21 protein-coding genes are annotated in these 20,886 nt (G+C 71.3%); 5 read left to right on the plus strand and 16 right to left on the minus strand.

Features of this window, described 5'->3' with window-relative positions; genetic code table 11:
- The first annotated feature begins 16 nt into the window (after nucleotides 1–16).
- The gene (locus ACFZDA_RS04765; RefSeq protein WP_391074938.1) at nucleotides 17–1,255 is read left to right on the plus strand and encodes an extracellular solute-binding protein; all 1,239 of its coding nucleotides are present in this window, start codon (nucleotides 17–19) and stop codon (nucleotides 1,253–1,255) included.
- A gap of 70 nt (nucleotides 1,256–1,325) precedes the next feature.
- Here ACFZDA_RS04765 and ACFZDA_RS04770 read toward each other — a convergent pair whose 3' ends face one another.
- Both ACFZDA_RS04770 and ACFZDA_RS04775 read right to left on the minus strand, forming a co-directional pair.
- Complete coding sequence (locus ACFZDA_RS04770; RefSeq protein WP_391076735.1) at nucleotides 1,326–2,441, minus strand: serine hydrolase; 1,116 nt, start codon at nucleotides 2,439–2,441, stop codon at nucleotides 1,326–1,328.
- Nucleotides 2,442–2,452: 11 nt separating this feature from the next.
- A complete protein-coding gene (locus ACFZDA_RS04775; RefSeq protein ID WP_391074942.1) occupies nucleotides 2,453–3,820 on the minus strand; it encodes a Bcr/CflA family efflux MFS transporter in 1,368 nt (455 codons plus the stop codon).
- 86 nt (nucleotides 3,821–3,906) lie between these two features.
- Between ACFZDA_RS04775 and ACFZDA_RS04780 the strand changes: the two genes are divergently transcribed.
- Complete coding sequence (locus ACFZDA_RS04780) at nucleotides 3,907–4,941, plus strand: Gfo/Idh/MocA family oxidoreductase (RefSeq protein ID WP_391074945.1); 1,035 nt, start codon at nucleotides 3,907–3,909, stop codon at nucleotides 4,939–4,941.
- Between the two features lie 68 nt (nucleotides 4,942–5,009).
- Nucleotides 5,010–5,768 (plus strand): SDR family NAD(P)-dependent oxidoreductase, encoded by a 759-nt coding sequence (locus ACFZDA_RS04785; protein WP_391074948.1) that lies wholly within the window; start codon nucleotides 5,010–5,012, stop codon nucleotides 5,766–5,768.
- Between the two features lie 278 nt (nucleotides 5,769–6,046).
- Here ACFZDA_RS04785 and ACFZDA_RS04790 read toward each other — a convergent pair whose 3' ends face one another.
- The 3 genes from ACFZDA_RS04790 to ACFZDA_RS04800 form a co-directional block, all read right to left on the minus strand.
- Nucleotides 6,047–7,192, minus strand: coding sequence for a D-alanyl-D-alanine carboxypeptidase family protein (locus ACFZDA_RS04790; protein WP_391074951.1), 1,146 nt, complete (start codon nucleotides 7,190–7,192; stop codon nucleotides 6,047–6,049).
- A gap of 120 nt (nucleotides 7,193–7,312) precedes the next feature.
- Complete coding sequence (locus ACFZDA_RS04795; RefSeq protein ID WP_391074954.1) at nucleotides 7,313–8,299, minus strand: aldo/keto reductase; 987 nt, start codon at nucleotides 8,297–8,299, stop codon at nucleotides 7,313–7,315.
- Between the two features lie 59 nt (nucleotides 8,300–8,358).
- Entirely contained in the window at nucleotides 8,359–8,685 is a 327-nt protein-coding gene (locus tag ACFZDA_RS04800; protein WP_391074957.1) for a nuclear transport factor 2 family protein, read from the minus strand.
- Between the two features lie 155 nt (nucleotides 8,686–8,840).
- Between ACFZDA_RS04800 and ACFZDA_RS04805 the strand changes: the two genes are divergently transcribed.
- Entirely contained in the window at nucleotides 8,841–9,398 is a 558-nt protein-coding gene (locus tag ACFZDA_RS04805; protein WP_391074960.1) for a DoxX family membrane protein, read from the plus strand.
- A gap of 61 nt (nucleotides 9,399–9,459) precedes the next feature.
- The gene (locus ACFZDA_RS04810) at nucleotides 9,460–9,804 is read left to right on the plus strand and encodes a MazG-like family protein (RefSeq protein WP_391074964.1); all 345 of its coding nucleotides are present in this window, start codon (nucleotides 9,460–9,462) and stop codon (nucleotides 9,802–9,804) included.
- Between the two features lie 22 nt (nucleotides 9,805–9,826).
- On the opposite strand, the gene ACFZDA_RS04815 is transcribed toward ACFZDA_RS04810, so the two are convergent.
- The 11 genes from ACFZDA_RS04815 to ACFZDA_RS04865 are packed head-to-tail and all read right to left on the minus strand — an operon-like array spanning nucleotide 9,827 to nucleotide 20,792.
- Nucleotides 9,827–10,603: a hypothetical protein gene (locus ACFZDA_RS04815; protein ID WP_391074967.1), complete on the minus strand. Its 777-nt coding sequence runs from the start codon at nucleotides 10,601–10,603 to the stop codon at nucleotides 9,827–9,829.
- A 57-nt stretch (nucleotides 10,604–10,660) separates the two neighbouring features.
- Entirely contained in the window at nucleotides 10,661–11,173 is a 513-nt protein-coding gene (locus tag ACFZDA_RS04820) for a hypothetical protein (protein ID WP_391074970.1), read from the minus strand.
- Nucleotides 11,146–12,423: an MCE family protein gene (locus ACFZDA_RS04825; RefSeq protein ID WP_391074973.1), complete on the minus strand. Its 1,278-nt coding sequence runs from the start codon at nucleotides 12,421–12,423 to the stop codon at nucleotides 11,146–11,148. Before ACFZDA_RS04825 ends, ACFZDA_RS04820 begins: the two co-directional genes overlap by 28 nt.
- Nucleotides 12,420–13,724: an MCE family protein gene (locus tag ACFZDA_RS04830; protein ID WP_391074975.1), complete on the minus strand. Its 1,305-nt coding sequence runs from the start codon at nucleotides 13,722–13,724 to the stop codon at nucleotides 12,420–12,422. The genes ACFZDA_RS04825 and ACFZDA_RS04830 overlap by 4 nt, the downstream gene beginning before the upstream one ends.
- Nucleotides 13,721–14,845 carry an MCE family protein gene (locus tag ACFZDA_RS04835; protein ID WP_391074978.1) on the minus strand — a complete coding sequence of 375 codons (1,125 nt, stop codon included), beginning with the start codon at nucleotides 14,843–14,845 and terminating at the stop codon, nucleotides 13,721–13,723. Before ACFZDA_RS04835 ends, ACFZDA_RS04830 begins: the two co-directional genes overlap by 4 nt.
- On the minus strand, nucleotides 14,842–16,008 hold the full coding sequence (locus tag ACFZDA_RS04840; protein ID WP_391074981.1) for an MCE family protein: 1,167 nt from the start codon (nucleotides 16,006–16,008) through the stop codon (nucleotides 14,842–14,844). The genes ACFZDA_RS04835 and ACFZDA_RS04840 overlap by 4 nt, the downstream gene beginning before the upstream one ends.
- Nucleotides 16,005–17,042: an MCE family protein gene (locus tag ACFZDA_RS04845; RefSeq protein WP_391074984.1), complete on the minus strand. Its 1,038-nt coding sequence runs from the start codon at nucleotides 17,040–17,042 to the stop codon at nucleotides 16,005–16,007. Before ACFZDA_RS04845 ends, ACFZDA_RS04840 begins: the two co-directional genes overlap by 4 nt.
- A complete protein-coding gene (locus ACFZDA_RS04850) occupies nucleotides 17,039–18,280 on the minus strand; it encodes an MCE family protein (RefSeq protein ID WP_391074987.1) in 1,242 nt (413 codons plus the stop codon). The genes ACFZDA_RS04845 and ACFZDA_RS04850 overlap by 4 nt, the downstream gene beginning before the upstream one ends.
- A gap of 8 nt (nucleotides 18,281–18,288) precedes the next feature.
- On the minus strand, nucleotides 18,289–19,092 hold the full coding sequence (locus ACFZDA_RS04855) for an ABC transporter permease (protein ID WP_391074989.1): 804 nt from the start codon (nucleotides 19,090–19,092) through the stop codon (nucleotides 18,289–18,291).
- A 3-nt stretch (nucleotides 19,093–19,095) separates the two neighbouring features.
- Complete coding sequence (locus ACFZDA_RS04860; protein WP_391074992.1) at nucleotides 19,096–19,866, minus strand: ABC transporter permease; 771 nt, start codon at nucleotides 19,864–19,866, stop codon at nucleotides 19,096–19,098.
- The gene (locus tag ACFZDA_RS04865) at nucleotides 19,863–20,792 is read right to left on the minus strand and encodes an ATP-binding cassette domain-containing protein (protein ID WP_391074995.1); all 930 of its coding nucleotides are present in this window, start codon (nucleotides 20,790–20,792) and stop codon (nucleotides 19,863–19,865) included. Before ACFZDA_RS04865 ends, ACFZDA_RS04860 begins: the two co-directional genes overlap by 4 nt.
- Nucleotides 20,793–20,886 lie beyond the last annotated feature (94 nt).

Here is a 20,886-nt window from a genome sequence, read left to right on the forward strand (position 1 = left end):
GAAGTCTGGACATGCCGTGAAAGGGCCGCTCACCGCAGTGCGGGCCGCCGTCGCCCTGGCGCTGGCCGGTACGCTGGTGATGGCGTGCGGCGCCGACGGTGGCGGCTCGAAGCCGTTGACCTGGTCGATGTGGGCCGACGGCGGTGAGGAACAGCAGGTCTGGCATGAACTCGCGGACCGTGTGTCCCGCGAAGATCCGCAGCTCACGATCAAGCTGGAGACGTCGTCCTTCGACGACTACTTCACCAAGCTCGGCACCCGTTTCGACAAGGGCGACGCGCCCTGCATCGTCTCGATGCAGTCGCTGCGCACCGCGGGCTACACCCGGGGCATGCTGCCGCTCGACGGTCTGATCGCCAAGAACAAGTTCGACGTGACGGATTTCGACAAGTCCATCATGAAGGGGCTGAGTGCCGGCGGGAAGCAGTACGCGCTGCCGTACGACTTCGGCCCGGTGATCCTCACGTACAACAAGGGCATGTTCCGCAAGGCCGGGGTGCCGGAGCCCAAGCCGGGATGGACTCTGGCCCAGTTCGAGTCGGTCGCACGCAAGCTGACCGGAGACCGGAAGTACGGGTTCGTGGCGACGCCTCAGGATCTGTGGATGTTTCCCATGGTGCTGACCAAGACCGGTGCGCAACCCACCGACGCGGCGGGCGATCTGCGGCTGACCACCGCCGCCATGACCAAGGGCGTGCAGTGGTACGCCGACCTGGCGGCCAAGGAGAAGGTCGCTCCCCACCTGCCCGCGTCCGGTGCCGCGTTCTTCGGTGAGCGCATGTTCCTCAGCGGCGATGTGGCCATGAGCGCCAGCGGGCCGTGGGCGCTGCTGAACCTGAAGAACCAGGCCGGCTTCCAGGTGGGCCTGACCACGATTCCCGCCGGCCCGGACGGAAGCAGGACGTACTCGGCCGGTTCCGGATTCGGCATCTCCAAGTCCTGCCCGGACCCGGAGCGGGCGTTCAAGGCGATCACGGTGATGACCGCCAAGAATCAGCTGGAGTGGCTCGGCAGGGTGGGACGTGCCTATCCGTCACGCGAGTCGGCACAGCATGCGTGGTACGAGAACGCCCACCTCGCCGGCGCCCGAGAGGTCCTCGAAGCCGCCAACGCCACGTCGATTCCGCTGCGTACGACGAAGAACTGGGAGCAGGTCAACCGCCTGCTCAACCAGGACGGGGCCCAGCTCTTCAACGGGACGGGTTCCGCGAAACAGGTCCTGGAGCAGGTGCAGAGACAGGCCGGGCGGGATTGATCGGTACCGAAGCGGGCTGAGGGGCGCGTGGACGCACAGGCAGCAGGGGGATCTGCCACGAGGGCGGTTCTCACATCCCCCGCAACGCCCTGGCCACCCGCGACCCCGCCGCCGCCCTGGGCGCGCTGTCCGGCCGGCGACGACGGGGGTGGACCGCGTTGGTGAGGAGGATCAGGAACGTGCCCGTCGCCGGGTCGAGGACGAGGGACGTGCCCGTGAATCCCGTGTGGCCCGCCGCGCCGCGCCCCGCCAGGTCCCCCATGAACCACCGCTGGTCGAGGGAGAAGCCCAGGCCGGGCGGTGTGAAGAGGAGTTCGACGAAGTCGGGGCCGAGGATGCGGGCGGGGCCGTAGGAGCCGCCGGCGAGGAGGGTGCGGCAGAACACCGCGAGGTCCCGGCCGGTGGAGAACAGGCCCGCGTGTCCGGCCACGCCGCCCAGCGCCCAGGCGTTCTCGTCGTGCACCTCGCCCCGCAGCATCCCCCGGTCCGCCTTGGCCCACGGCCGCCGCTGGTCCTCCGTCGCGGCCGCCCCGGGGCACGGCCCGAAGTGCGTCGCCGTCATGCCCAGCGGCCGGGTGATGCCGTCGCGGAAGAGGACGTCGAGCGTGCGGCCGGTGAGGCGTTCCAGGAGGTGCTGGAGGAGCAGCATGTTCAGGTCGGAGTAGCGGTAGGTGCCCGGTGCCCCGACCGGCGCCTCCGCCCGCAGCGCGGCCAGCCGCCCGGCGTCGTCGGCGCAGTCGTACAGCGGGAGTTCGGGCCGCAGCCCGGAGGTGTGGGTGAGCAGCTGCCGCACGGTGATGCCGTGCCGGGCGGCCGCCGTGAAGTCGGGCAGGTACGCGCCCACCCGCGCGTCGATGCCCAGGGTGCCGCGCTCGATCTGCTGCACGGCGGCCACGGCGGTGAACAGTTTGGTCAGGGACGCCAGGTCGAAGGGGGTGCCGACGGTCATCGGGACCCGGTCCTCTACGGGCAGGTCCACGCCGGTGTCGGTGTCCTCGTCGTAGGCCGAGTACCGCACGGCCCAGCCCGCCGCCTCCTCCACGGCGATCACCGGGCCGCGGCCGACGACCACGACCGCGCCCGGCGCCCAGGGGCGCTGCCCGGTGGTGAGGACGTGGACCTCCCGGACCAGTTGACGCAGTTCCCCGCGGTCGAGCCCGGCCCGTTCCGGCGTGCCGTGGCGCAGTCGTGGTGCGCTCAGCTCCCTGCTCCCTCCACGCTCGCGCGCCTGCCGTCCGTTTTCCCGTCCGTGGTCTCTTCCGTCTTGCGGTCCGGGGTCTGTGCCGTCTTGCCGTCCGTCTTCCAAGGTCGGCACATTCCCACGAAACAGGCCAGTGCCACCAGGGCGGCGGCCAGTTGGACGACGGCCATCGGGACGGCCGTGTCCTCCCCGGCGACGCCGACCAGCGGGGAGGCGATCGCGCCGATGAGGAACGACGACGTGCCGAGCAGGGCGGACGCGGAGCCGGCGGCGCGCTTGGTGCGCATCAGGGCGAGGGCCTGGGTGTTGGGCAGGGTGATGCCCATCGCGGACATCAGGACGAACAGCGCGACGGCGACGGGCGCGAGTGAGACCTCGCCGAACACGCCCAGGGACATCAGCAGCAGCGCGGTCGCGGCCGTGATGACGATGGTCAGGCCGGTCCCCAGGACGCGGTCCAGGCTGACTCGGCCGACCAGGATCTTGCCGTTGATCTGGCCGACGAGGACCAGTCCGACCGAGTTGACGCCGAACAGCAGGCTGAACGTCTGCGGGGAGGCCCCGTAGATCTCCTGGATGACGAACGGGGACGCGGAGATGTAGGCGAAGAGGGCGGCGAAGGCGAAGCCGCCGGTGAGGGTGTAGCCGGCGAAGGAGCGGTCGGCGAGCAGGCCGCGCATCGCGCGCAGGGCCTCGCCGACACCGCCGCCGTGGCGCCGGGCGGGCGGCAGGGTCTCGGGCAGCCTCGTCCAGACCAGGACCCCGATCAGGATGCCGATGGCCGTGAGGACGACGAACACGCCCCGCCAGTCCGTCACGCGCAGGACCTGCCCGCCGATGAGCGGCGCGACGATCGGGGCGACCCCGGAGATCAGCATGAGGGTGGAGAAGAAGCGGGCCATGGCCATGCCGTCGTACAGGTCGCGGACGACGGCCCGGGCGATGACGATCGCGGCGGCGCCCGCGAGGCCCTGTGCCAGCCGGAAGGCGACGAGGAGTTCGACGGTGGGCGCGAGGGCGCACAGGACGGTGGCGACGACGAAGACGCCGAGCCCGGCGAGCAGCGGGCGCCGGCGTCCCCAGCGGTCGCTCATCGGCCCGACGACGAGCTGGCCGAGCGCCATGCCGGCCAGGCAGGCGGTGAGGGTGAGCTGGACGGTCGCGGCGGGCGCGTGCAGGGAGTGGGTGACCTGCGGCAGCGACGGGAGGTACATGTCCATCGCCAGCGGGGGTACGGCGGTCAGGCTGCCGAGGAGGAAGGTGACCAGGAGCCCGGTGCGGCGGTGCGCCGTGAGGTCGGGGGGCTCCGTCCCGGTCGTGGCCCCCTGCGCGGTGTTCGGTATGGACGCCCCACCCTCGGGCATGAGTCCCTCCCTTTTCGAGTCGATCGCCACCTATGCTCTCAGCTCGTACGGACTGCTCGGGGTCACGAGGTGAAGGCGGGGCGGGAATGACGGCGGACACGGTGCGGTGGGGGATCCTGGCGACCGGCGGGATCGCGGGTGCGTTCACCGCGGACCTGATCGACCTGCCGGACGCCGAGGTCGTGGCGGTGGCGTCCCGGTCGGAGGCGTCCGCGCGGACGTTCGCGGAGCGGTTCGGGATCCCCCGTGCGTACGGCGACTGGGAGGCGCTCGCCCGGGACGAGGACATCGATGTCGTCTACGTCGCCACCCCGCACACGGCGCACCGCGCCGCCGCCGGTCTGTGTCTGGCGGCCGGGCGGAACGTGCTGTGCGAGAAGCCGTTCACGCTGAACGTGCGCGAGGCGGCGGAACTCGTCGCGCTGGCGCGGGAGCACGGGCGCTTCCTGATGGAGGCGATGTGGATGTACTGCAATCCGCTGGTGCGGCGGCTGACGTCGCTGGTCGAGGACGGCGCGATCGGCGAAGTGCGCACGGTCCAGGCCGATTTCGGGCTGGCGGGTCCGTTCCCGCCCTCGCACCGGCTGCGGAACCCGGAGCTGGGCGGGGGCGCGCTGCTCGATCTCGGCGTGTACCCGGTGTCGTTCGCGCAGCTGCTGCTCGGGGAGCCGTCGGACATCGCGGCGAGAGCGGTGCTCTCCGACGAGGGCGTCGATCTCCAGACGGGAGCACTGCTCTCCTGGGAGAGCGGCGCTCTCGGCTCGGTGCACTGCTCCATCGTGGGCGGCACGGCGACCTCCGCCTCGGTCACCGGCTCCCAGGGACGTATCGACATCCCGCACGGCTTCTTCTTCCCGGACCGCTTCGTGCTGCACCGGGACGGCCGCGACCCCGAGGAGTTCACGGCCGACCCGGCGGACGGGCCCCGCAACAGCCTCCGGCACGAGGCGTCCGAGGTGATGCGCGCCCTGCGCGCCGGCGAGACCGAATCCCCGCTGGTCCCGCTCGACGGCACGCTCGCCGTGATGCGGACGCTCGACGCCATCCGGGACCGCGTCGGCGTCCGCTACCCGGGCGAGACCCCGGACGAGGACCGCTCGGCCGAGCTCACACCGGCTTGAGCCCCTGCTCCCCCGCCTGAGTCGGCTCCGGCTGCCTTCGCATGGGGCCTCCCGTACGCTGCGGGCCCATGAATGCCAAGGAAGATGCGATCGCGGTGGTGACCGGGGCGGGCTCCGGTATCGGCCGTGCGGTCGCCGTGGAACTGCTCGGCGCCGGCTGGTCGGTGGCGCTGGCGGGGCGGCGGGCGCGGGCGCTGGAGGAGACGGCGGCCCTGGTGCCCGAGGGTGCCTCGCTCGTCGTACGGACGGACGTCTCACGGCCCGAGGACGTGACCGCCCTGTTCACGGCCACCGTCGAGCGTTTCGGGCGGGTCGACCTGCTGTTCAACAACGCGGGCACGTTCGGGCCCGGCGGCGTGCCGTTCGAGGAGCTCCCCTACGAGGCGTGGCGGCACGTGGTGGACACCAACCTCAACGGGGCGTTCCTGTGCGCGCAGGCGGCGTACCGGCAGATGAAGGAGCAGGAGCCGCAGGGCGGGCGGATCATCAACAACGGTTCGGTCTCCGCGCACGCGCCCCGCCCGCACTCGGCGGCCTACACCGCGACCAAGCACGCGCTGACCGGTCTCACCAAGTCCCTGTCGCTGGACGGGAGGCCGCACCGGATCGCCGTCGGACAGATCGACATCGGCAACGCGGCGACCGACATGACGGCCCGTATGGAGACGGGAGCCCTGCAAGCCAACGGGGAGGTCGCCCCGGAACCGGTCATGGACGTCACCGACGTGGCACGCACGGTCCGGCACATGGCGGAGCTACCCCTGGAGGCGAATGTGCAGTTCGCGACGGTACTGGCCACGGCGATGCCGTACATCGGGCGCGGCTGATCCCGGAGCGGCACTCGTCAACGCGTCAACCTGCACAAGCGGAATATGAACGTCCGCCCTGTTGCGGCCAGTCGTGCGCTTATGCTCAAATCTCCTACACGAAAGCTTCACAGTTGGGGCAGAGAGCTTCCGTCGGCCACATCCAGGGGGGCGGGCGGCAGTCGTTCCACGGCACCGGGTGGGGGTGGACCCCGCGTGGGACCGCGGGGTACGCACCGGTACGAGTGGAACGACTGCCGCCCAACATCAACGGCGGGGTGCCGTAGGGCCGTTGGACGTCATTCGCGGTGCCGTCCCTTCGCAGGCCGGCGCACCACGCGCCGGCGCAGCACCCAGGCCCCGCCCGCCAGGAGCGCGACCGCGGTACCGGCGCCTTCCACCAGCCGCCCCGCCGAGGGCCCGGGCGACGCGACCGTACCGGCGTCGGCGGTCCCGCGCCTCGGTGCCGGCTCCGCCCCCTGCCCCGCGCTCACCGGCTCCACCAGCGTGCCCACCGCCCGTGCCGAGGCACCGTGCGCGAATCCCCAGTCGAGCAGGGCGGCGGCCTCCTCGTAGACGGCGTCGGCGCTGTCGGCGGGGTGCATGACGGTGACGAGCAGGGTGCGCCCGGCACGCGTGGCGGCACCGGTGAAGGTGTTGCCGGCGTGGGACGTGTAGCCGTTCTTCACACCGATCAGCCCCGGATAGGCCCGCAGACCCCACGCCCCGCCCAGCAGCCGGTCGGTGTTCTGGATCTGGAACGTCTTCCCGCCCCCGGCCGGGAAGTCGGCCGTCCGCGTACGGCAGTACGCGCGGAAGCCGGGGTCGCGCAGCCCGTGCCGGGCGAACAGCGTCAGGTCGTACGCCGAGGACAGCTGCCCCGGGTGGTCGAAGCCGTCCGGGCTGACCACGTGCGTGTCGAGGGCCTGGAGTTCCCGCGCCTTGGCCCGCATCTCGGCGACGGTCCTCGCCACACCGCCGTTCATATGGGCGAGGACGTGCACGGCGTCGTTCCCCGAGCGCAGGAAGACCCCCTGCCAGAGCTGGCCGACGGTGTACGTGCTCCCGGCCTGGATGCCGACGAGGCTGGAGCCCGCCGGGATGCCCGCGAGGTCGGCGGCGGTGACGGTGTGCCGGCTGCCGGGCGGGAACCGGTCGAGCACCGTGTCGGCGAACAGCATCTTCAGCGTGGACGCGGGCGGCAGCCGCCGGTGCGCCCGGTAGGCGGCCAGCACCTCGCCGCTGTCCTGGTCGGCGACCAGCCAGGACCGTGCGGTGAGCCTCCCGGGCAGTGCGGCGGTGCTGCCCGCCTGCACCGCGTCGCTGCCGAGGCGGTCGCCGCCCAGCACGGGCCCGGAGGCCCGGGCGGGTGCGGCGGCGGCCACCGGGGCGGCCACCGCCAGGGCGAGCACGGAACGTCTGGACAGCCGGGCGGAGTCACACATCCCGCGACGTTACGAAGCGAAACCGCCTCGGCGTGCACGGAACGTTCAAAGACTCGCCCAAGGTCCCGCAATGATCACGGCCGCTCGGCGCGTGCCCGGACGCCGCCCGGCGCCAGGTGGTCACCGCCCGAGCAGCCGGTCGACCTCGGCCAGCTGCGCACCGGTCAGTGCGCCCTTCTCCAGCGCTCCGGCGTTCTGCTCCGCCTGGGCGACCGAACGGAAGCCCGGGATGGGGATCGTGCGCGGGCTGCGCGCCCACAACCAGGCCAGGGCGCCCTGGCCGAGCGTGCGGCCCTCACTGGTCAGGACGTCCCTGAGGGCGTCGATGCGGGCGAGCCACTCCGGGTCGGCGCCGGATCCGTCACCGAACCCCTGCAGCCAGGCCGGGGGCCTGCTGCGGATGTCACCGGCCTCCAACGGCTGCCCCGCCCGGCGTTTGCCGGTGAGCAGCCCCATCGCGAGCGGGCTGCGGTTGACGCTCGCCAGGCCCGCCTCCTCGCACAGCCGGATCATCGCGGGCGCGTCCTGGAGAACGTTCAGGGTGTGCTGGACGGCGGCGCAGTGCGGCCCCTCGGCGAACACGGCGGCGCGTGCCGGGTCGTCGGTGCTCCACGCGTAGGCCCGTATCAGCCCCTCGCGGACCAGTTCCTCGCACGCGTCCCGGAGCGGGGCGGCCTGCTCGGTGTCCGCGTCGGAGAGGTGGAACTGGTAGAGATCGACGTAGTCGGTGCCGAGCCGCTCCAGGGATGCGGTCAGGGCGCGGCGCAGGTAGGTCGGGGAGGCGTCGCCGCCGGTGCGGGTCCGGGTGTCCTCGTCGAACACGTTGCCCCACTTGGTGGCGACGACCGCCTCGGCCCGGCGCTTGCCGAGGGCCCGGCCGAGCACGCGTTCGCTGTGTCCGGCGCCGTAGGTGTCGGCGGTGTCGAAGAAGGTGACGCCCAGGTCGAGGGCGCGCCGCACCGCCCGCACCGACTCCTCGTCGTCGACCTTGCCCCAGCCGAGCGGCCGCCCGTCCGTGTCCTGCCATTCGCCGCCGATCGCCCAGCAGCCGAAGCCGAGGGCGCTCACCTCGATGCCGCTGCGTCCGAGCGACCGTGTGGTTTCCATGTCCGGGAGGCTAGGAGTTGGAGCGCACGCGAACACAAGCCCTCGGCGGGGGTGGTTTTTCAGGCCTGGCCGGTCTCGAAGCGGGAGATCCTGCCGTCGTCGTCCACGGTGAAGCTCCACCGGGTGCGCATCTCGCCCCAGGTGTCGTTGCTGTAGCGGGCGATGAGGGCGCGACCGCCGCTGGACTCGTTGTCGACTTCCAGGTGGCCGTGGGAGGAGAAGATCTCCCGGTCGATCCAGTCGGCGAGGTCGCGGTCGGAGCCGTCGTCCGCCATGGTCGCGCCCGGCGCGAGAAGCGCCATGAAGGCCTCGCGGTCGTGGTTGTTCACGGCGGTCACGAAGGCGCGGACGGCCGGGTCGCTGAGACGCGTGGTCTGAATCGTCATGCCCGTCAGCCTCGTACCGGCCGCCGGACCACGCCACCGGTGCCACCCGAACGGCGTCCCGGGCGGGTCCGCCGGGTGTCGGGGGGTGTCAGGGGTGCGACGGTGGAAACGCGACGGGGAGTGTTCTGTTCGTGCTGTCTGCTCCGGGAGACGACGTGAGGCGTGACGACCGACGTGATCTGGGTCTGCTGCTGCTCCGGCTGGGGACGGGCGGTGTGCTGGCCGCGCACGGCACGCAGAAGCTGTTCGGCTGGTTCGGCGGGCACGGCATCGAGGGGACCGGACAGTTCATGGAGTCCGTCGGCTACGTCCCCGGCAAGGCGAGCGCGACGGCCGCGGGCCTCGCGGAGACCGGCGGCGGCACCCTGCTGGCCCTGGGCCTCGCCACACCGGCGGCCGGCGCCGCGGCGGCCGGTGCGATGGCGGGCGCGGCGGCGGTGCACGCGCCGAACGGCTTCTTCAACCAGAGCGGCGGCTACGAGTACGCGGCGTCCCTGGGCCTCACCGCCGCGGGCCTCGCCGTCACCGGCCCGGGCCGGCTCTCCCTGGACCACGCGCTCGGGCACGCCGTGAACCGCGGCTGGATGCTCCCGGCGGCGTTCGCGGCGACGGCGGCGGGGACGGCGCTGATCGTGGGGGTGCGCAACCGGCGGCTGCGCAAGGCGAAGGAGGGCGAGCAGGAGGCGCTGTTCGAAGAGGAGTACATGGAGTAGAGCAGTACATGGAGTGACAGCGGCAGGGGGCACTGTCAGACCCTCGTGGCAGGCTGCCGCCATGAGTGATCACACGGCGCCCGTGCCCGACCTGTGGGCCACCATCGACACCCTGTCCGAGTGGCTCGACACCCTCCGCCCGGTCGAGGGCCGCGAGGGCGTGCTCCTGCGCATCCTGAAACTGTCCGAGGAGGTCGGCGAGGTCTCCGAGGCGGTCATCGGCGTGACGGGGCAGAACCCGCGCAAGGGCGTGACGCACACGTGGGACGACGTGCAGGCGGAGCTGTGCGATGTCGTCATCACGGCACTGTTGGCGCTGCGGACGCTGACGCCCGAGGCGCGGGAGGTGTTCGGGCGGCATCTGGAGGGGGTGCGGGAGCGGTCGCTGGGTTCGGCGGCGGGTTGATCCGAACGCTCCCGGGACATCGTCACAACGCGTCCACCGCACTCACCTTCCACCCTTCACCCGTGCGGTCCATCGTCATCCGCACCCGGTTCTGGTCCACTCGGGCCCCCGAGACCTGGGTGCTCCGGGTGACCTGGTTGACGAAGAGCAGGACCACGACCTTGTCGGGGGAGGCCGAGACGACGGAGGCGGCCGGGGCGCCGCCGGAGCCGGGGGCCGCGACCCTAGCCTTCACCACCCCGTGGTACTTCTCGGCCGTGGGGGCGACCACGGTCTTCGTGGTCTTGCCGTACTCGTCGCGGAAGTCGCCGGTCAGGTGGGCACGGGCCCTGGAGAAGTCCTTGTCCAGGTGGCGGTAGTCGTACGACAGGACGACCGGCGCCGCCTTTCGCGCGGCCGCGAGCGCCTCGGTCCGGGCCGTCTCCGACAGGCGGCCGTCGCGGTACTGCCGTCCCAGGGCGGCGAGCGCGACCAGGCCCACGACGAGCAGGACGGCCAGGAGCAAGGTGAGCGGCCTCCGACGGCCGCCGGGCCCGGGCTCGCTCCGCTCCTGTGGCACGTCCTCCTCGGCCGACTCCGGCGACGGCTCCGGCGGGTCGTCCCAGCCGTCCTCCGGGGCCTCGACGAGGGCGGTGCGTCCGGCGCGTGGCCGCTCGGCCCGGCGCGGGGACTCCTCGTCTCCGGCCGTCGCCGCGCCCGCTTCACGGTGGCCCCGCTCCGCGCGCTTCGCCGCCGCGCGGGCGGCCGCCGTCATGGTGCGGCGGGTACCGGGGGCGCGGCCGGTGGTCGTCTTCGGCATGGTGGTACTCCTCGTGCTCCTCGTCGGTGTTTGCCGGTCGGCGGATCGGCCCGTGGCTCAGCCGACGAACTCGACGTCGGACGTCAGCCAGCGGCCGTCCTCGTGCACGAGGTCGAGCTGGAGCCGGTACGTGCGCGCCTCTCCCTCGGGCGCGGCGGTGTTGGTCACCTTGCTGTCGGCGACCACCAGCACGCGGGCCGAGTCCTCGTCGGAGCGGACGATGCCCGCCTCCAGGACCTGGCCCTGCGACACGGACTTGTTCTGGGCCACCAGCTTCGTCAACTGGTTCGTCTGCGCGGTGAACTGCTTCTTGAACTCGCCGGTCGCGCCCGCCAGTACGTTCGCGCTGTCGCGGTCGTAGTGCCGGTAGTCGAGGGAGGTGAAGTTCAGCGCCGACTGGCGGGCGGCGGCCAGAATGCCCTGGCGTCGCTGGTCCGCTTCGCGCTGCTGGTAGAGGCCGAAGGCCAGCCAGAGTGACAGTGCCGTGGTGACGACGGTCGCCGCGACGAGCCCTGCCGTCATCACTCCGGGGCGCACCGGCTTCATGCCACGGGGCCAACGAGCAGCCATTGCCACGACTCCTTTCCGAACACGGCCTGCTGGCCGCCCGTCGAGCCGATCTCGACGTTCCTGCCGTCCGGGCCGGTGGTGGTACCGGTCTCCGGGTCGTAAGGGGTGACGTACGCCGCCTGGTTCGCGCCTTTGCCGGCGGTCGACGCGCCGGGGGCGTTCTGCGCGCCCCGTACCGACGACTGGCTGCCGCGCGGGAGCGTGCAGCGGGCGTCGGTGTTCGCCTCGCGTCGGCTGGTGTCGGCGGGGTCGCGGCGTGCCGTGCCGTAGCCCTGGGTGCAGGCCGGCGGGTCGTCGGCGTTCAGCACCAGGCCGAAGTGGGTGGTGCCGTCGCCCGGGACGACCGTGTAGCTGCCCGCGACCATCAGCGGGAAGGTGACCAGGGCCTGCTCCACGCCGGGGAGGCGCGCCAGCGTGACCTGGCCGCCGCTGATCAGGTTGGCCAGCAGGACCGACAGCTGCGGCCCGGTCGACTTCAGCAGCGAGTTCAGCTCCTGCGCCGCCGGCCGTGCGTTGCCGATCAGCTTGCGCAGGTCACCGTCGCTCGCCTTCAACTGGGCGGAGAGCGCCGCCAGATCGCGCGCGAACGACTTGATCGACGAGCCCTGGTCGGCCTGCGTCTTCAGGACCTTGCGTGAGTCCTCGATCAGGGCGGTCGTCTCCGGCAGGGCCTCGGACGCCGACTCGACCAGGGTGTTGCCCGAGTCCACCAGGCGGCTCAGGTTCGGGCCGGTACCGGCGAACGCCTTGCCCAACTCGTCGACCGTGACGCCCAGGTCGTCCTTGCCGACCGAGTTCACCAGGCGGTCCAGGCTGAGGACCATGTCCGTCGTCGACAGCGGCACCCGCGTGCTCCCGCGCGGGATCGTGCTGCCGTCCAGCAGGTACGGGCCGCGGGAGGTGCGGGGCTGGAGGTCGACGTACTGCTCGCCCACCGCCGAACGGTTCGCCACCACGGCCAGCGTGTCCGCCGGGATGCGCGGCGCCCCGTCGTCGATGTCGAGCGTGACCGAGACCCCGTCCGGGCCGGTCAGGCGCAGGGCGCCGACCTTGCCCACCGGCACCCCCCGGTAGGTGACCTCGGCGCCGGGGAAGACGCCCCCGGAGTCGGCGAAGTCGGCCCGCACGGTGTAGCCGCGGTCCAGGACCTCGTCCACCAGGCCCGTGTACTCGGCGCCGACGTAGGACACGCCCACGGCGGTGAGGGTGGCGAAGGCGATCAGTTGTGCCTTGACCGTACGGGTGATCACGGCTGGACCCCCTTCAGCATCAGCTCGGCGAGTTCGAGGTCGATCCCCTCGGGCCAGTCGCCCCCGGTGCGGTGGCCGCCGGAGCCGTAGCCGGCGGTGCACACCGGCGGGCACAGCGGCTCGTCACCGCCCGAGGGTGCCGACGGGGCCGACGGCACGCTCGGACCGCTCGGCAGCGCGGTGGGCTTCGGCACGTCCGGCAGATCCGGTGCCTCCGGGAGATCCGGTACGTCCGGCAGGTCCGGGGCCTCGGGAAGCTCCGGTATCCGCGTGTCCCCGCCGTTCCGGCCGCCCGGCTCGTCCGTCAGGTTGCCGTAGATGCCGGGCAGGTCGAGGTCCGCCGTGATGTGCAGGTTGACGTAGTCGCCCTTGATGGCGTCCACCACGTTGCGCGGGAACGGGTACGTCGTCAGCAGCTCCAGGGAGTTGGGCAGGTCGCTGCCCGCCTTGTTGAGCTGTCGCAGGATCGGCCGCAGCCGCTTGAGGTTGGCGACCGTGTCCTCGTGGGAGGCGTTGACCACCTTGGTGCCGGTCTTGCCCAGCTTCGACAGGGCGGTGAGCATCCTCGTCAGGTCGCGGCGCTGGTCGGCCAGGACCTTCAGGGCGGGCGGCATCGCGTCGACGGCGTCGGCGATCGTCTTCTTCTCCTTGCCCAGCCGTTTGGCCAGCCGGTCCACGGCCTTCAGCGCGCGGACGATGTCCCGGCGCTGGTCGTCCAGGCCGCCGATGAAGGTGTCGAGCTCCTTGAGCAGGGACTTGACCCGGTTCTCCCGGCCCTCCAGGGCCTTGTTCAGTTCCGTGGTGATCGTCTTGAGCTGGGCCACGCCGCCACCGTTGAGGAGGGCGGACAACGCGGACAGCACCTCCTCGACCTCCGGGTTGCGGCCGCTGCGGGCCAGGGGGATCACATCACCGTCGCGCAGCCGGCCGACCGGTGTGCTGTCCGGCGGGGCGGCCAGCGCCACGTACTTCTCGCCGAGCATGCTGGTCTGCCGCAGCCCGGCGACGGCGTTGGCGGGCAGCTTCACCGAGTCGGCGACCCGCAGGCGGACCCTCGCGTGCCAGCCCGCCAGCTCCACCTTCTCCACCGCGCCCACGGTGACGTTGTCGACCTTGACCGCCGACTGCGGCACCAGGTCCAGGACGTCGCGGAACTCGACGGTGACGTGGTAGGCGTGGCCGTCGGCGGCTGCTCCGCCGGGGAGCGGGACGTCGTACCAGCCGTTGAACTCACAGCCGGACAGCAGCAGCGTCCCGATGGCCGCCCATGCGACGGCCCCGCCCTTGCGCGGTGGCCTCATGCGCGTGCCCCCAGGATCCCGCCGAGGGTGCGGTCGACCGTGCCGGTGACCGCGGTGCCCTCGGGCACTTCGGGCACTTCCGGCAGGGAGTCGAAGAGGTCCCTCAAGTCCCGGCAGTCGGTCTTCTCCCCCGTCGTCTTCAGGATCGAGCACAGCAGGGAGGCCGGATCCTGCGGGTGGTCGGGGTTGTTGCGGGTGTCCAGGGTGCCGGCGGCGGGGTTGTAGGCGTTGTTCAGGTTCGACATGCCCGTCGGCGCGACCTCCAGCAGCTCCTCCAGCGCCGCCCGTTGGGTGACGAGCACCTTGGTCACCTTGCTCAGGCCCTCCACGTTCGACGTCAGGGACTTCTTGTTCTTCTTCACGAAGGCGGACACGTCACCGAGCGCCGTGCCGAGGTTCTTCAGGGCCGCCGCCAGGTCCTTGCGCTCGCCCGCGAGTTGCCCGGCGACCTTGGCGAGGCTGCTGTTGAACGACCGCACGCTCTTGTCGTCGGCCGCCAGCGCCGCCGTGAACACCTGGAGGTTGCGGACCGTGCCGAACAGGTCCGTGCGGCCGTCGGAGAGAGTCGTGACCGCCTCCGAGAGGTCCTCGACCGTCCGGTGGAGGTTCTTCCCCTGGCCGTCGAGGTTGTCGGCGCTGACGCCGAGCAGCCGTGACAGGGCGCCGTCCTTGTTGGCGCCCTCGGGGCCGAGCGCCTCGGCCGTGGTGTGCAGGCTGTCGAAGACGCGGTCCAGTTCGACCGGTACGGCGGTACGCGACTCGGGGATCTCGTCCCCGTCCCGCAGCACCGGACCGCTCCGGTACACCGGCAGCAGCTGCACGTAACGGTCGCTGACCACCGAAGAGTTGATGATGGCGGCCTGCGCGTCCGCCGGGACCTTGCGGTCCGCGTCGTACTCCAGCTCCACCCGCACCCGGCCGCCCTGCGGTGTGATCTTCCTGACCTCGCCGATCCGCACGCCCAGCACGCGGACGTCCGAGCCGGGGTAGATGCCGACGGTGCGGGGGAAGTACGCCGTGACGCGGGCCGGCTCGGTCCGCGGCCACAGGGCGTAGGTGAGCGCGGCGACCAGGGCCAGGGCGGTCAGCAGGGCCGCGCGCTTCTTCCAGCGGTTGCTCATCGCGCACCTCCCGTCCGCGTCCGCGGCACCACCGGGGCGGCGACCAGGTTCTGGACGTAGGAGTCGAACCAGCGGCCGTTGCCGAGGGTGTTGGTGAAGACCCGCACGTAGGGGGCGAGGAGCTTGATGCTCCGCTCCAGGCCGGCTTGGTTGCGTTCGAGCATCTTCACCACCGTGTTGAGGCCCTTGAGCGCGGGCCCGATCTCCTTCTCGTTGTCCTGGACCAGCCCGGAGAGCTGGATGCCGAGCGCGGCGGAGGTCTTGAGCAGCTTGTGGATCGCCGCACGCCGCTTGCTGATCTCCTTGAACAGCTTGTCGCCGTCCTCGACCAGGGCGGTGAAGTCGCCCGACCGGTCGGCGAGTACGCCCGTCACGCCGTTCGCATGGTCGAGGAGCTCCCCGAGGGCCTTGTCGCGCGAGGCCACCGTCCGGGAGATCTTCGACAGGCCCTTGATGGACGCCCGTACCTCTTGCGGTGAGTCCTCGAAGGTGGTGGAGATGGTGTCCAGCGCCGTGGCCAGCCGGTCGGTGTCGACCTTCTCCGTCGTGGTGGTGAGATCGCTGAACGCCTGCACGACGTCGTACGCGGGAACGGTCCGCTTCAGCGGGATCTCGCTGCCGGGCTCCAGCCGGCCCCGTCCCTTGGGATGCAGGGCGAGGTACTTGGCGCCGAGGATCGTCTTGACCCGGATCGACGCGCCGGTCTCTGTGCCGAACGCCGGCTCGTCCTTGATCTTGAAGGTGACCTTGACGTGGTCGCCGTCCAGGTCGACCTCCTCGACCTTGCCGACCTCGACCCCGGCGATCCGCACCTCGTCGCCCGGCTTGAGACCGCCCGCCTCCGCGAAGGCGGCGCTGTACGTCTCACCGTCGCCGATCACCGGAAGGCGGTCGGCGTTGAACGCGGCCGCGGTCAGCAGCGCGAGGACGGTGAGGCCGATCGCGCCGATGACGATGGGATTACGCTCGCGGAAGGGGCCGAGGTGCGGGCGGCGGAGCCGTATCCTCGGCAACTTCGGCGGGTCGACACGGACCTTGACCAGCGGCTGCGGACGCGGCTTGCGGCGCGGCAGGAGCCGTACCTTCGGCAGTCGCACGTGAGGCAGCTTCGGCGGCTCCACCCGCACCTTGACCAGCGGCTCCGGGCGGCGTTTGCGGCTCATGCCCCACACCTCGCCCTCGCCACGTGCATCTCGGGCGTGAACACCTGCTTCGTCTTCGGCAGCACGATCCGGCCGTCGAAGTCACACAGGTAGAAGTTGAACCACGAGCCGTAGGACGCCGTCCCCGTCAGTTCGTCCAGCTTGTTCGGCAGCCTCTTCAGCACGCCCTCCACGGTCTTCTCGTTGTCGTTCAGCGTCCCGGTGAGGTCGGTCAGCTCCGCGATGTCGTCCTTCAGCGGCGGACGCGCGTCCTTCAGCAGGCCCGAGGTGGCCTCCGTCAGATCGCCGACGCTCACCAGCGACTCCCCGATGGGCTTGCGGTCGGCGGACAGACCGGAGATGACCCGGCGCAACTGCTTGAGCAGTCCGGAGAAGCGGGCGCCGCGCTTGTCGAGCGTCTTCAGCACGGTGTTGAGGTTGTCGATCACCGAGCCGATCAGCTTGTCGCGGCCGGCCAGCGTCGTGGTGAGCGACGCCGTGTGTGTCAGCAGGCTGTTGACGGTGCCGCCCTCGCCCTGGAGGGTCTTGATGATCTCGGTGGCGAGCTGGTTGACGTCCTTCGGGCTGAGCGCGGCGAACAGCGGCTTGAAGCCGTTCAGCAGCGCGTTCAGGTCGAGGGCGGGTTGGGTGCGCGCGAGCGGGATCGTGCCGCCGGGGCGCAGCCGGGTGCCGTCGCCGGCGCCCTCGGTCAGCGCGACGTACCGCTGTCCGACCAGGTTGCGGTAGCGGATGACGGCGCCCGTGCTGGTGAGCAGCGGCCGGTCCCGGCTGACCGTGAAGGTGACCTCGGCCAGCGTCCGGTCCTTGATCCGGATGCCCTCCACCTCGCCGACCCGCACTCCGGCCACCCGGATGTCGTCGCCCTCCTCCAGGCCGGTGACGTCGCTGAAGACCGCGCGGTACTCGTGCTCGGGGGTGAAGGAGATGTTCACGATGGTGGCGGCGAGCAGGGCCGTCGCCACCACCGTCACCAGCGCGAAGAGACTGAACTTGATCAGTGGAGCGGCGGTCTGGCGGGCTCCCGTGGTGCTCATGCGACGCTCACCGCCGTCCCGCGCGCCATCGGCCCGAACAGCAGCGTCGCGACCGGCGGCACCTCGTCCGCGGGCACGCCCAGCACCGGCGCCACGAGCGAGCCGACGGCCCGCTGCTCTGCCCGGGTGGCGGAGACGCCGAGCGGACCGCCCGAGGCCGTACCCGGCTTCCTGGAACCGTCGTCGAGGTGGGCGCCGGGCGCCGGCACCGGAGGATGCGGCAGATCACGGCAGTTCGGGCCCGACCGCTCGCCGTAGCGCGGTTCCTCACCCGGTTCGTACGCGCCCTGCGGCCGTACGACCTCCAGCGTGATGTGCATCCTTCCGCCCCGGAACGCCTCCTCGGACGCCTTCTCCTGCCGGACCAGGCCCGCCAGCAGACAGGGGTACTGGGGCGAGTAGCGGGCGAACAGTTCCAGCGTGGGGCGGGAGACCCGGCCGAGGGTGATCAGCCGGTCGCCGTTGGCGTCGAGGAAGTCCTCGGCGGTGCCCGCGACGGTCGCCGTGGTCGTCAGCGCCGCCGCCAGCCGGTCCTTCTGATCGACGATCGTGCGGCTGGTGGTGACGGTGTTGCGCAGGGTCTCCATCAGGTCGGGCGCCGCGTCGCCGTAGACCTCGGCGACATCGGCGAAGCGTGCGATGTCCTCTTTCAGGGACGGCAGGTGCGGATTGAGGCGGCGCAGATAGGCCTCCACTCGCGTGAGGTTGTCGCCGATCCGGTCGCCGCGTCCCTCCAGGGCGGTGGCGAACGCGGAGAGCGTGGCGTTGAGCTTGCCGGGCTGCACGGTCCGCAGCAGCGGCAGCAGATCGTTCATCAACTGCTGGACCTCGATGCCGACGCGGGTGCGGTCCTGGGTGATGACGTCCCCGGCGCGGATGGGGCGGCCCGATGAGCCGCGCGGCGCGACCAGGTCGACGTACTTCTCACCGAACAGCGTCTTGGGCAGCAGGCGTGCGTGCACGTCGGACGGGATGTGGGCGACGTGCTCCGGCTTGAGCGCGATGTCGAGCGTCGCCTTCGTCCCGTCGGCGTGCACCGCGCGCACCTCGCCGACCAGCAGCCCGCGCAGCTTGACGTCGGCCCGCGGATCGAGCTGGTTGCCGAGGCTGTCGGCCTCCAGCGTGATCCGCACGACCGGCGTGAACACCTGCCGGTAGACGGCGACGGACAGGGACAGCAGCAAGGCGAGCACGGCGATGAAGACGACACCGTACAACCGCAGTCTCAGCACTCTCATGCGCCGGCTCACCCCGCGATCCGTACGGTCGTGCTGGCGCCCCAGATCGCCAGCGACAGGAAGAAGTCCAGGACGTTGATCGCCACGATCGAGGTCCGCACCGCACGGCCCACCGCGACGCCGACGCCCGCCGGGCCGCCGCTGGCGTAGTAGCCGTAGAAGCAGTGCACCAGGATGATCAGGACGGCGAAGACCAGCACCTTCCCGAAGGACCACAGCACGTCCACCGGGGGCAGGTACTGCTGGAAGTAGTGGTCGTAGGTGCCCGCCGACTGCCCGTAGTAGCCGGTGGTGATGGTGCGGGCGGCCAGGTACGAGGACAGCAGGCCGATCACGTACAGCGGGACGACGGCCACGAACCCGGCGATCATCCGGGTCGTCGCGAGGAACGGCAACGAGGGCACGCCCATGACCTCCAGCGCATCGGTCTCCTCGCTGATCCGCATCGCGCCGAGCTGGGCGGTGAACCCGGCGCCGACGGTCGCGGAGAGGGCGAGCCCGGCCACCAGCGGGGCGATCTCGCGGGTGTTGAAGTACGCCGAGAGGAAGGCGACGAAGTTGGAGGTGCCGAGCTGGTTCAGGGCCGCGTATCCCTGCAGCCCGACCTCCGTGCCGGTGAAGAACGACAGGAAGGCGATCACGCCGACCGTGCCGCCCACGACGGCGAGCGCGCCCCGGCCGAAGCTCACCTCGGCCAGCAGCCGCAGGATCTCCTTCTTGTAGCGGCGCAGGGTGCGGCCGGTCCAGGCCAGCGAGCGCCCGTAGAAGGACAGTTGGGCGCCCAGTTCCTCCAGACGGTTCAGCAGCGCCATGCCTCATCCCCTCTGCGGAACGACTTGGAAGTACACGGCGGTCATCACGAAGTTGGTCACGAACAGCAACATGAAGGTGATCACCACCGACTGGTTCACCGCGTCGCCCACGCCCTTGGGTCCGCCCTTCGCGGTCAGCCCCTTGTAGGAGGCGACGATCCCGGCGATCGCGCCGAAGACGAGTGCCTTGATCTCGGCCGCCCACAGGTCGGAGAGCTGGGCGAGGGTGGTGAAGGAGGCGAGGTAGGCGCCGGGAGTGCCGTTCTGGAGAACGACGTTGAAGAAGTAGCCGCCCGCCACGCCCACCACCGACACCAGGCCGTTGAGCAGCACCGCCACCAGCATCGACGCCAGCACGCGGGGGACGACCAGCCGGTGGATGGGGTCGATGCCCAGCACCTGCATCGCGTCGATCTCGTCGCGGATCTTCCGCGCCCCGAGGTCGGCGCAGATCGCCGTGCCGCCGGCGCCCGCGATCAGCAGCGCGGTGACGATCGGCGAGGCCTCGCGCAGTACGGCGAGCACGGAGGCGGCCCCGGCGAAGGACTGGGCGCCCAACTGCCGGGTGAGGCTGCCGATCTGGAGCGCGATGACCGCTCCGAACGGGATGGAGACCAGGGCCGTGGGCAGGATGGTGACGCTTGCGACGAACCAGGTCTGCTGGATGAACTCCCGGGCCTGGAAAGGCCGTCGGGGGATCGTCCGGACGACGTCCAGCGCCATCGCGAAGAGGCTGCCCGAGTGCCGCAGCGCTCCCACGGGTGACAGGCTCATGCGTCGGCCCCCTCCTTGTGGTGGAGACGGGTTTCGCGCCGTGCGATCGCCTGCCAGCGGGGCGGCCGGGCGATGCCCGGCCCCGGCAGCAGGCGCGGAGTCAGCTCCTGGACGTGCGCACTGTCGTCGACCTGCGCCAGCTCCTGCTCGACCTGGGCGGCGTCCTTCTCCTCCGCCATGCCGATCGGGCCCTGCATCCGGCCGTTCAGGAACTGCCGTACGACCGGCTCGTCGCTGGCCAGCAGCTCCTCGCGCGGCCCGAACATCACCAGCTCGCGGCGGAACAGCAGCCCGATGTTGTCCGGCACCTGGCGGGCCGAGGCGATGTCGTGCGTGACGATCAGGAAGGTCGCGTCGATCTGGGCGTTGAGGTCGACGATGAGCTGGTTGAGGTAGGCGACACGGACCGGGTCGAGACCCGAGTCGGGCTCGTCGAAGAGGATGATCTCGGGGTCGAGGACGAGGGCCCGGGCCAGCCCGGCCCGCTTCCGCATACCGCCGGAGATCTCACCGGGCAGCTTCCCTTCCGCCCCGATCAGCCCGACCATGTCCATCTTCTCCAGCACGATGCGCCGGATGTCGCTCTCGGACTTACGGGTGTGCTCGCGCAGCGGGAAGGCGATGTTGTCGTAGAGGTTCATCGAGCCGAACAGCGCGCCGTCCTGGAACAGCACGCCGAAGAGCTTGCGCACCTCGTACAGGTCGTGCTCGCGGAGCTTGGTGATGTCCCGGCCCTGGATCGTGATCGAGCCGCGCTCCGGCTTGAGCAGGCCGACGAGCGTCTTGAGGAACACCGACTTGCCCGTGCCGGAGGGGCCGAGCATGACCGAGACCTCCCCGGCCGGCAGCGTCAGCGAGACGTCCTGCCAGATGACCTGGTGACCGAAGGACTTGGTCAGTCCTTCCACACAGATCTCGACACCCATCCGGTCCACCCTTCAGCCCGTGGAGCAGCTCCGACATCTGCTCTACGGGGAGGGGCGGGGTGTCCGTCGCTCGGGGGGCGGATTTTTTTCGAGT

Source organism: Streptomyces sp. NPDC007991, from assembly GCF_042958445.1.
Classification (GTDB): Bacteria; Actinomycetota; Actinomycetes; order Streptomycetales; family Streptomycetaceae; genus Streptomyces.

Coding starts and splice junctions, on each gene's coding strand:
- ACFZDA_RS04800 (WP_391074957.1), bottom strand. CDS start 8,685: ATGACGATTCAGACCACGCGTCTCAGCGACCCGGCCGTCCGCGCCTTC.
- ACFZDA_RS04845 (WP_391074984.1), bottom strand. CDS start 17,042: ATGAGCACCACGGGAGCCCGCCAGACCGCCGCTCCACTGATCAAGTTC.
- ACFZDA_RS04830 (WP_391074975.1), bottom strand. CDS start 13,724: ATGAGGCCACCGCGCAAGGGCGGGGCCGTCGCATGGGCGGCCATCGGG.
- ACFZDA_RS04855 (WP_391074989.1), bottom strand. CDS start 19,092: ATGGCGCTGCTGAACCGTCTGGAGGAACTGGGCGCCCAACTGTCCTTC.
- ACFZDA_RS04840 (WP_391074981.1), bottom strand. CDS start 16,008: ATGAGCCGCAAACGCCGCCCGGAGCCGCTGGTCAAGGTGCGGGTGGAG.
- ACFZDA_RS04790 (WP_391074951.1), bottom strand. CDS start 7,192: ATGTGTGACTCCGCCCGGCTGTCCAGACGTTCCGTGCTCGCCCTGGCG.
- ACFZDA_RS04795 (WP_391074954.1), bottom strand. CDS start 8,299: ATGGAAACCACACGGTCGCTCGGACGCAGCGGCATCGAGGTGAGCGCC.
- ACFZDA_RS04820 (WP_391074970.1), bottom strand. CDS start 11,173: ATGGCTGCTCGTTGGCCCCGTGGCATGAAGCCGGTGCGCCCCGGAGTG.
- ACFZDA_RS04780 (WP_391074945.1), top strand. CDS start 3,907: ATGACGGCGGACACGGTGCGGTGGGGGATCCTGGCGACCGGCGGGATC.
- ACFZDA_RS04815 (WP_391074967.1), bottom strand. CDS start 10,603: ATGCCGAAGACGACCACCGGCCGCGCCCCCGGTACCCGCCGCACCATG.
- ACFZDA_RS04865 (WP_391074995.1), bottom strand. CDS start 20,792: ATGGGTGTCGAGATCTGTGTGGAAGGACTGACCAAGTCCTTCGGTCAC.
- ACFZDA_RS04775 (WP_391074942.1), bottom strand. CDS start 3,820: ATGCCCGAGGGTGGGGCGTCCATACCGAACACCGCGCAGGGGGCCACG.
- ACFZDA_RS04860 (WP_391074992.1), bottom strand. CDS start 19,866: ATGAGCCTGTCACCCGTGGGAGCGCTGCGGCACTCGGGCAGCCTCTTC.
- ACFZDA_RS04850 (WP_391074987.1), bottom strand. CDS start 18,280: ATGAGAGTGCTGAGACTGCGGTTGTACGGTGTCGTCTTCATCGCCGTG.
- ACFZDA_RS04810 (WP_391074964.1), top strand. CDS start 9,460: ATGAGTGATCACACGGCGCCCGTGCCCGACCTGTGGGCCACCATCGAC.
- ACFZDA_RS04785 (WP_391074948.1), top strand. CDS start 5,010: ATGAATGCCAAGGAAGATGCGATCGCGGTGGTGACCGGGGCGGGCTCC.
- ACFZDA_RS04835 (WP_391074978.1), bottom strand. CDS start 14,845: ATGAGCAACCGCTGGAAGAAGCGCGCGGCCCTGCTGACCGCCCTGGCC.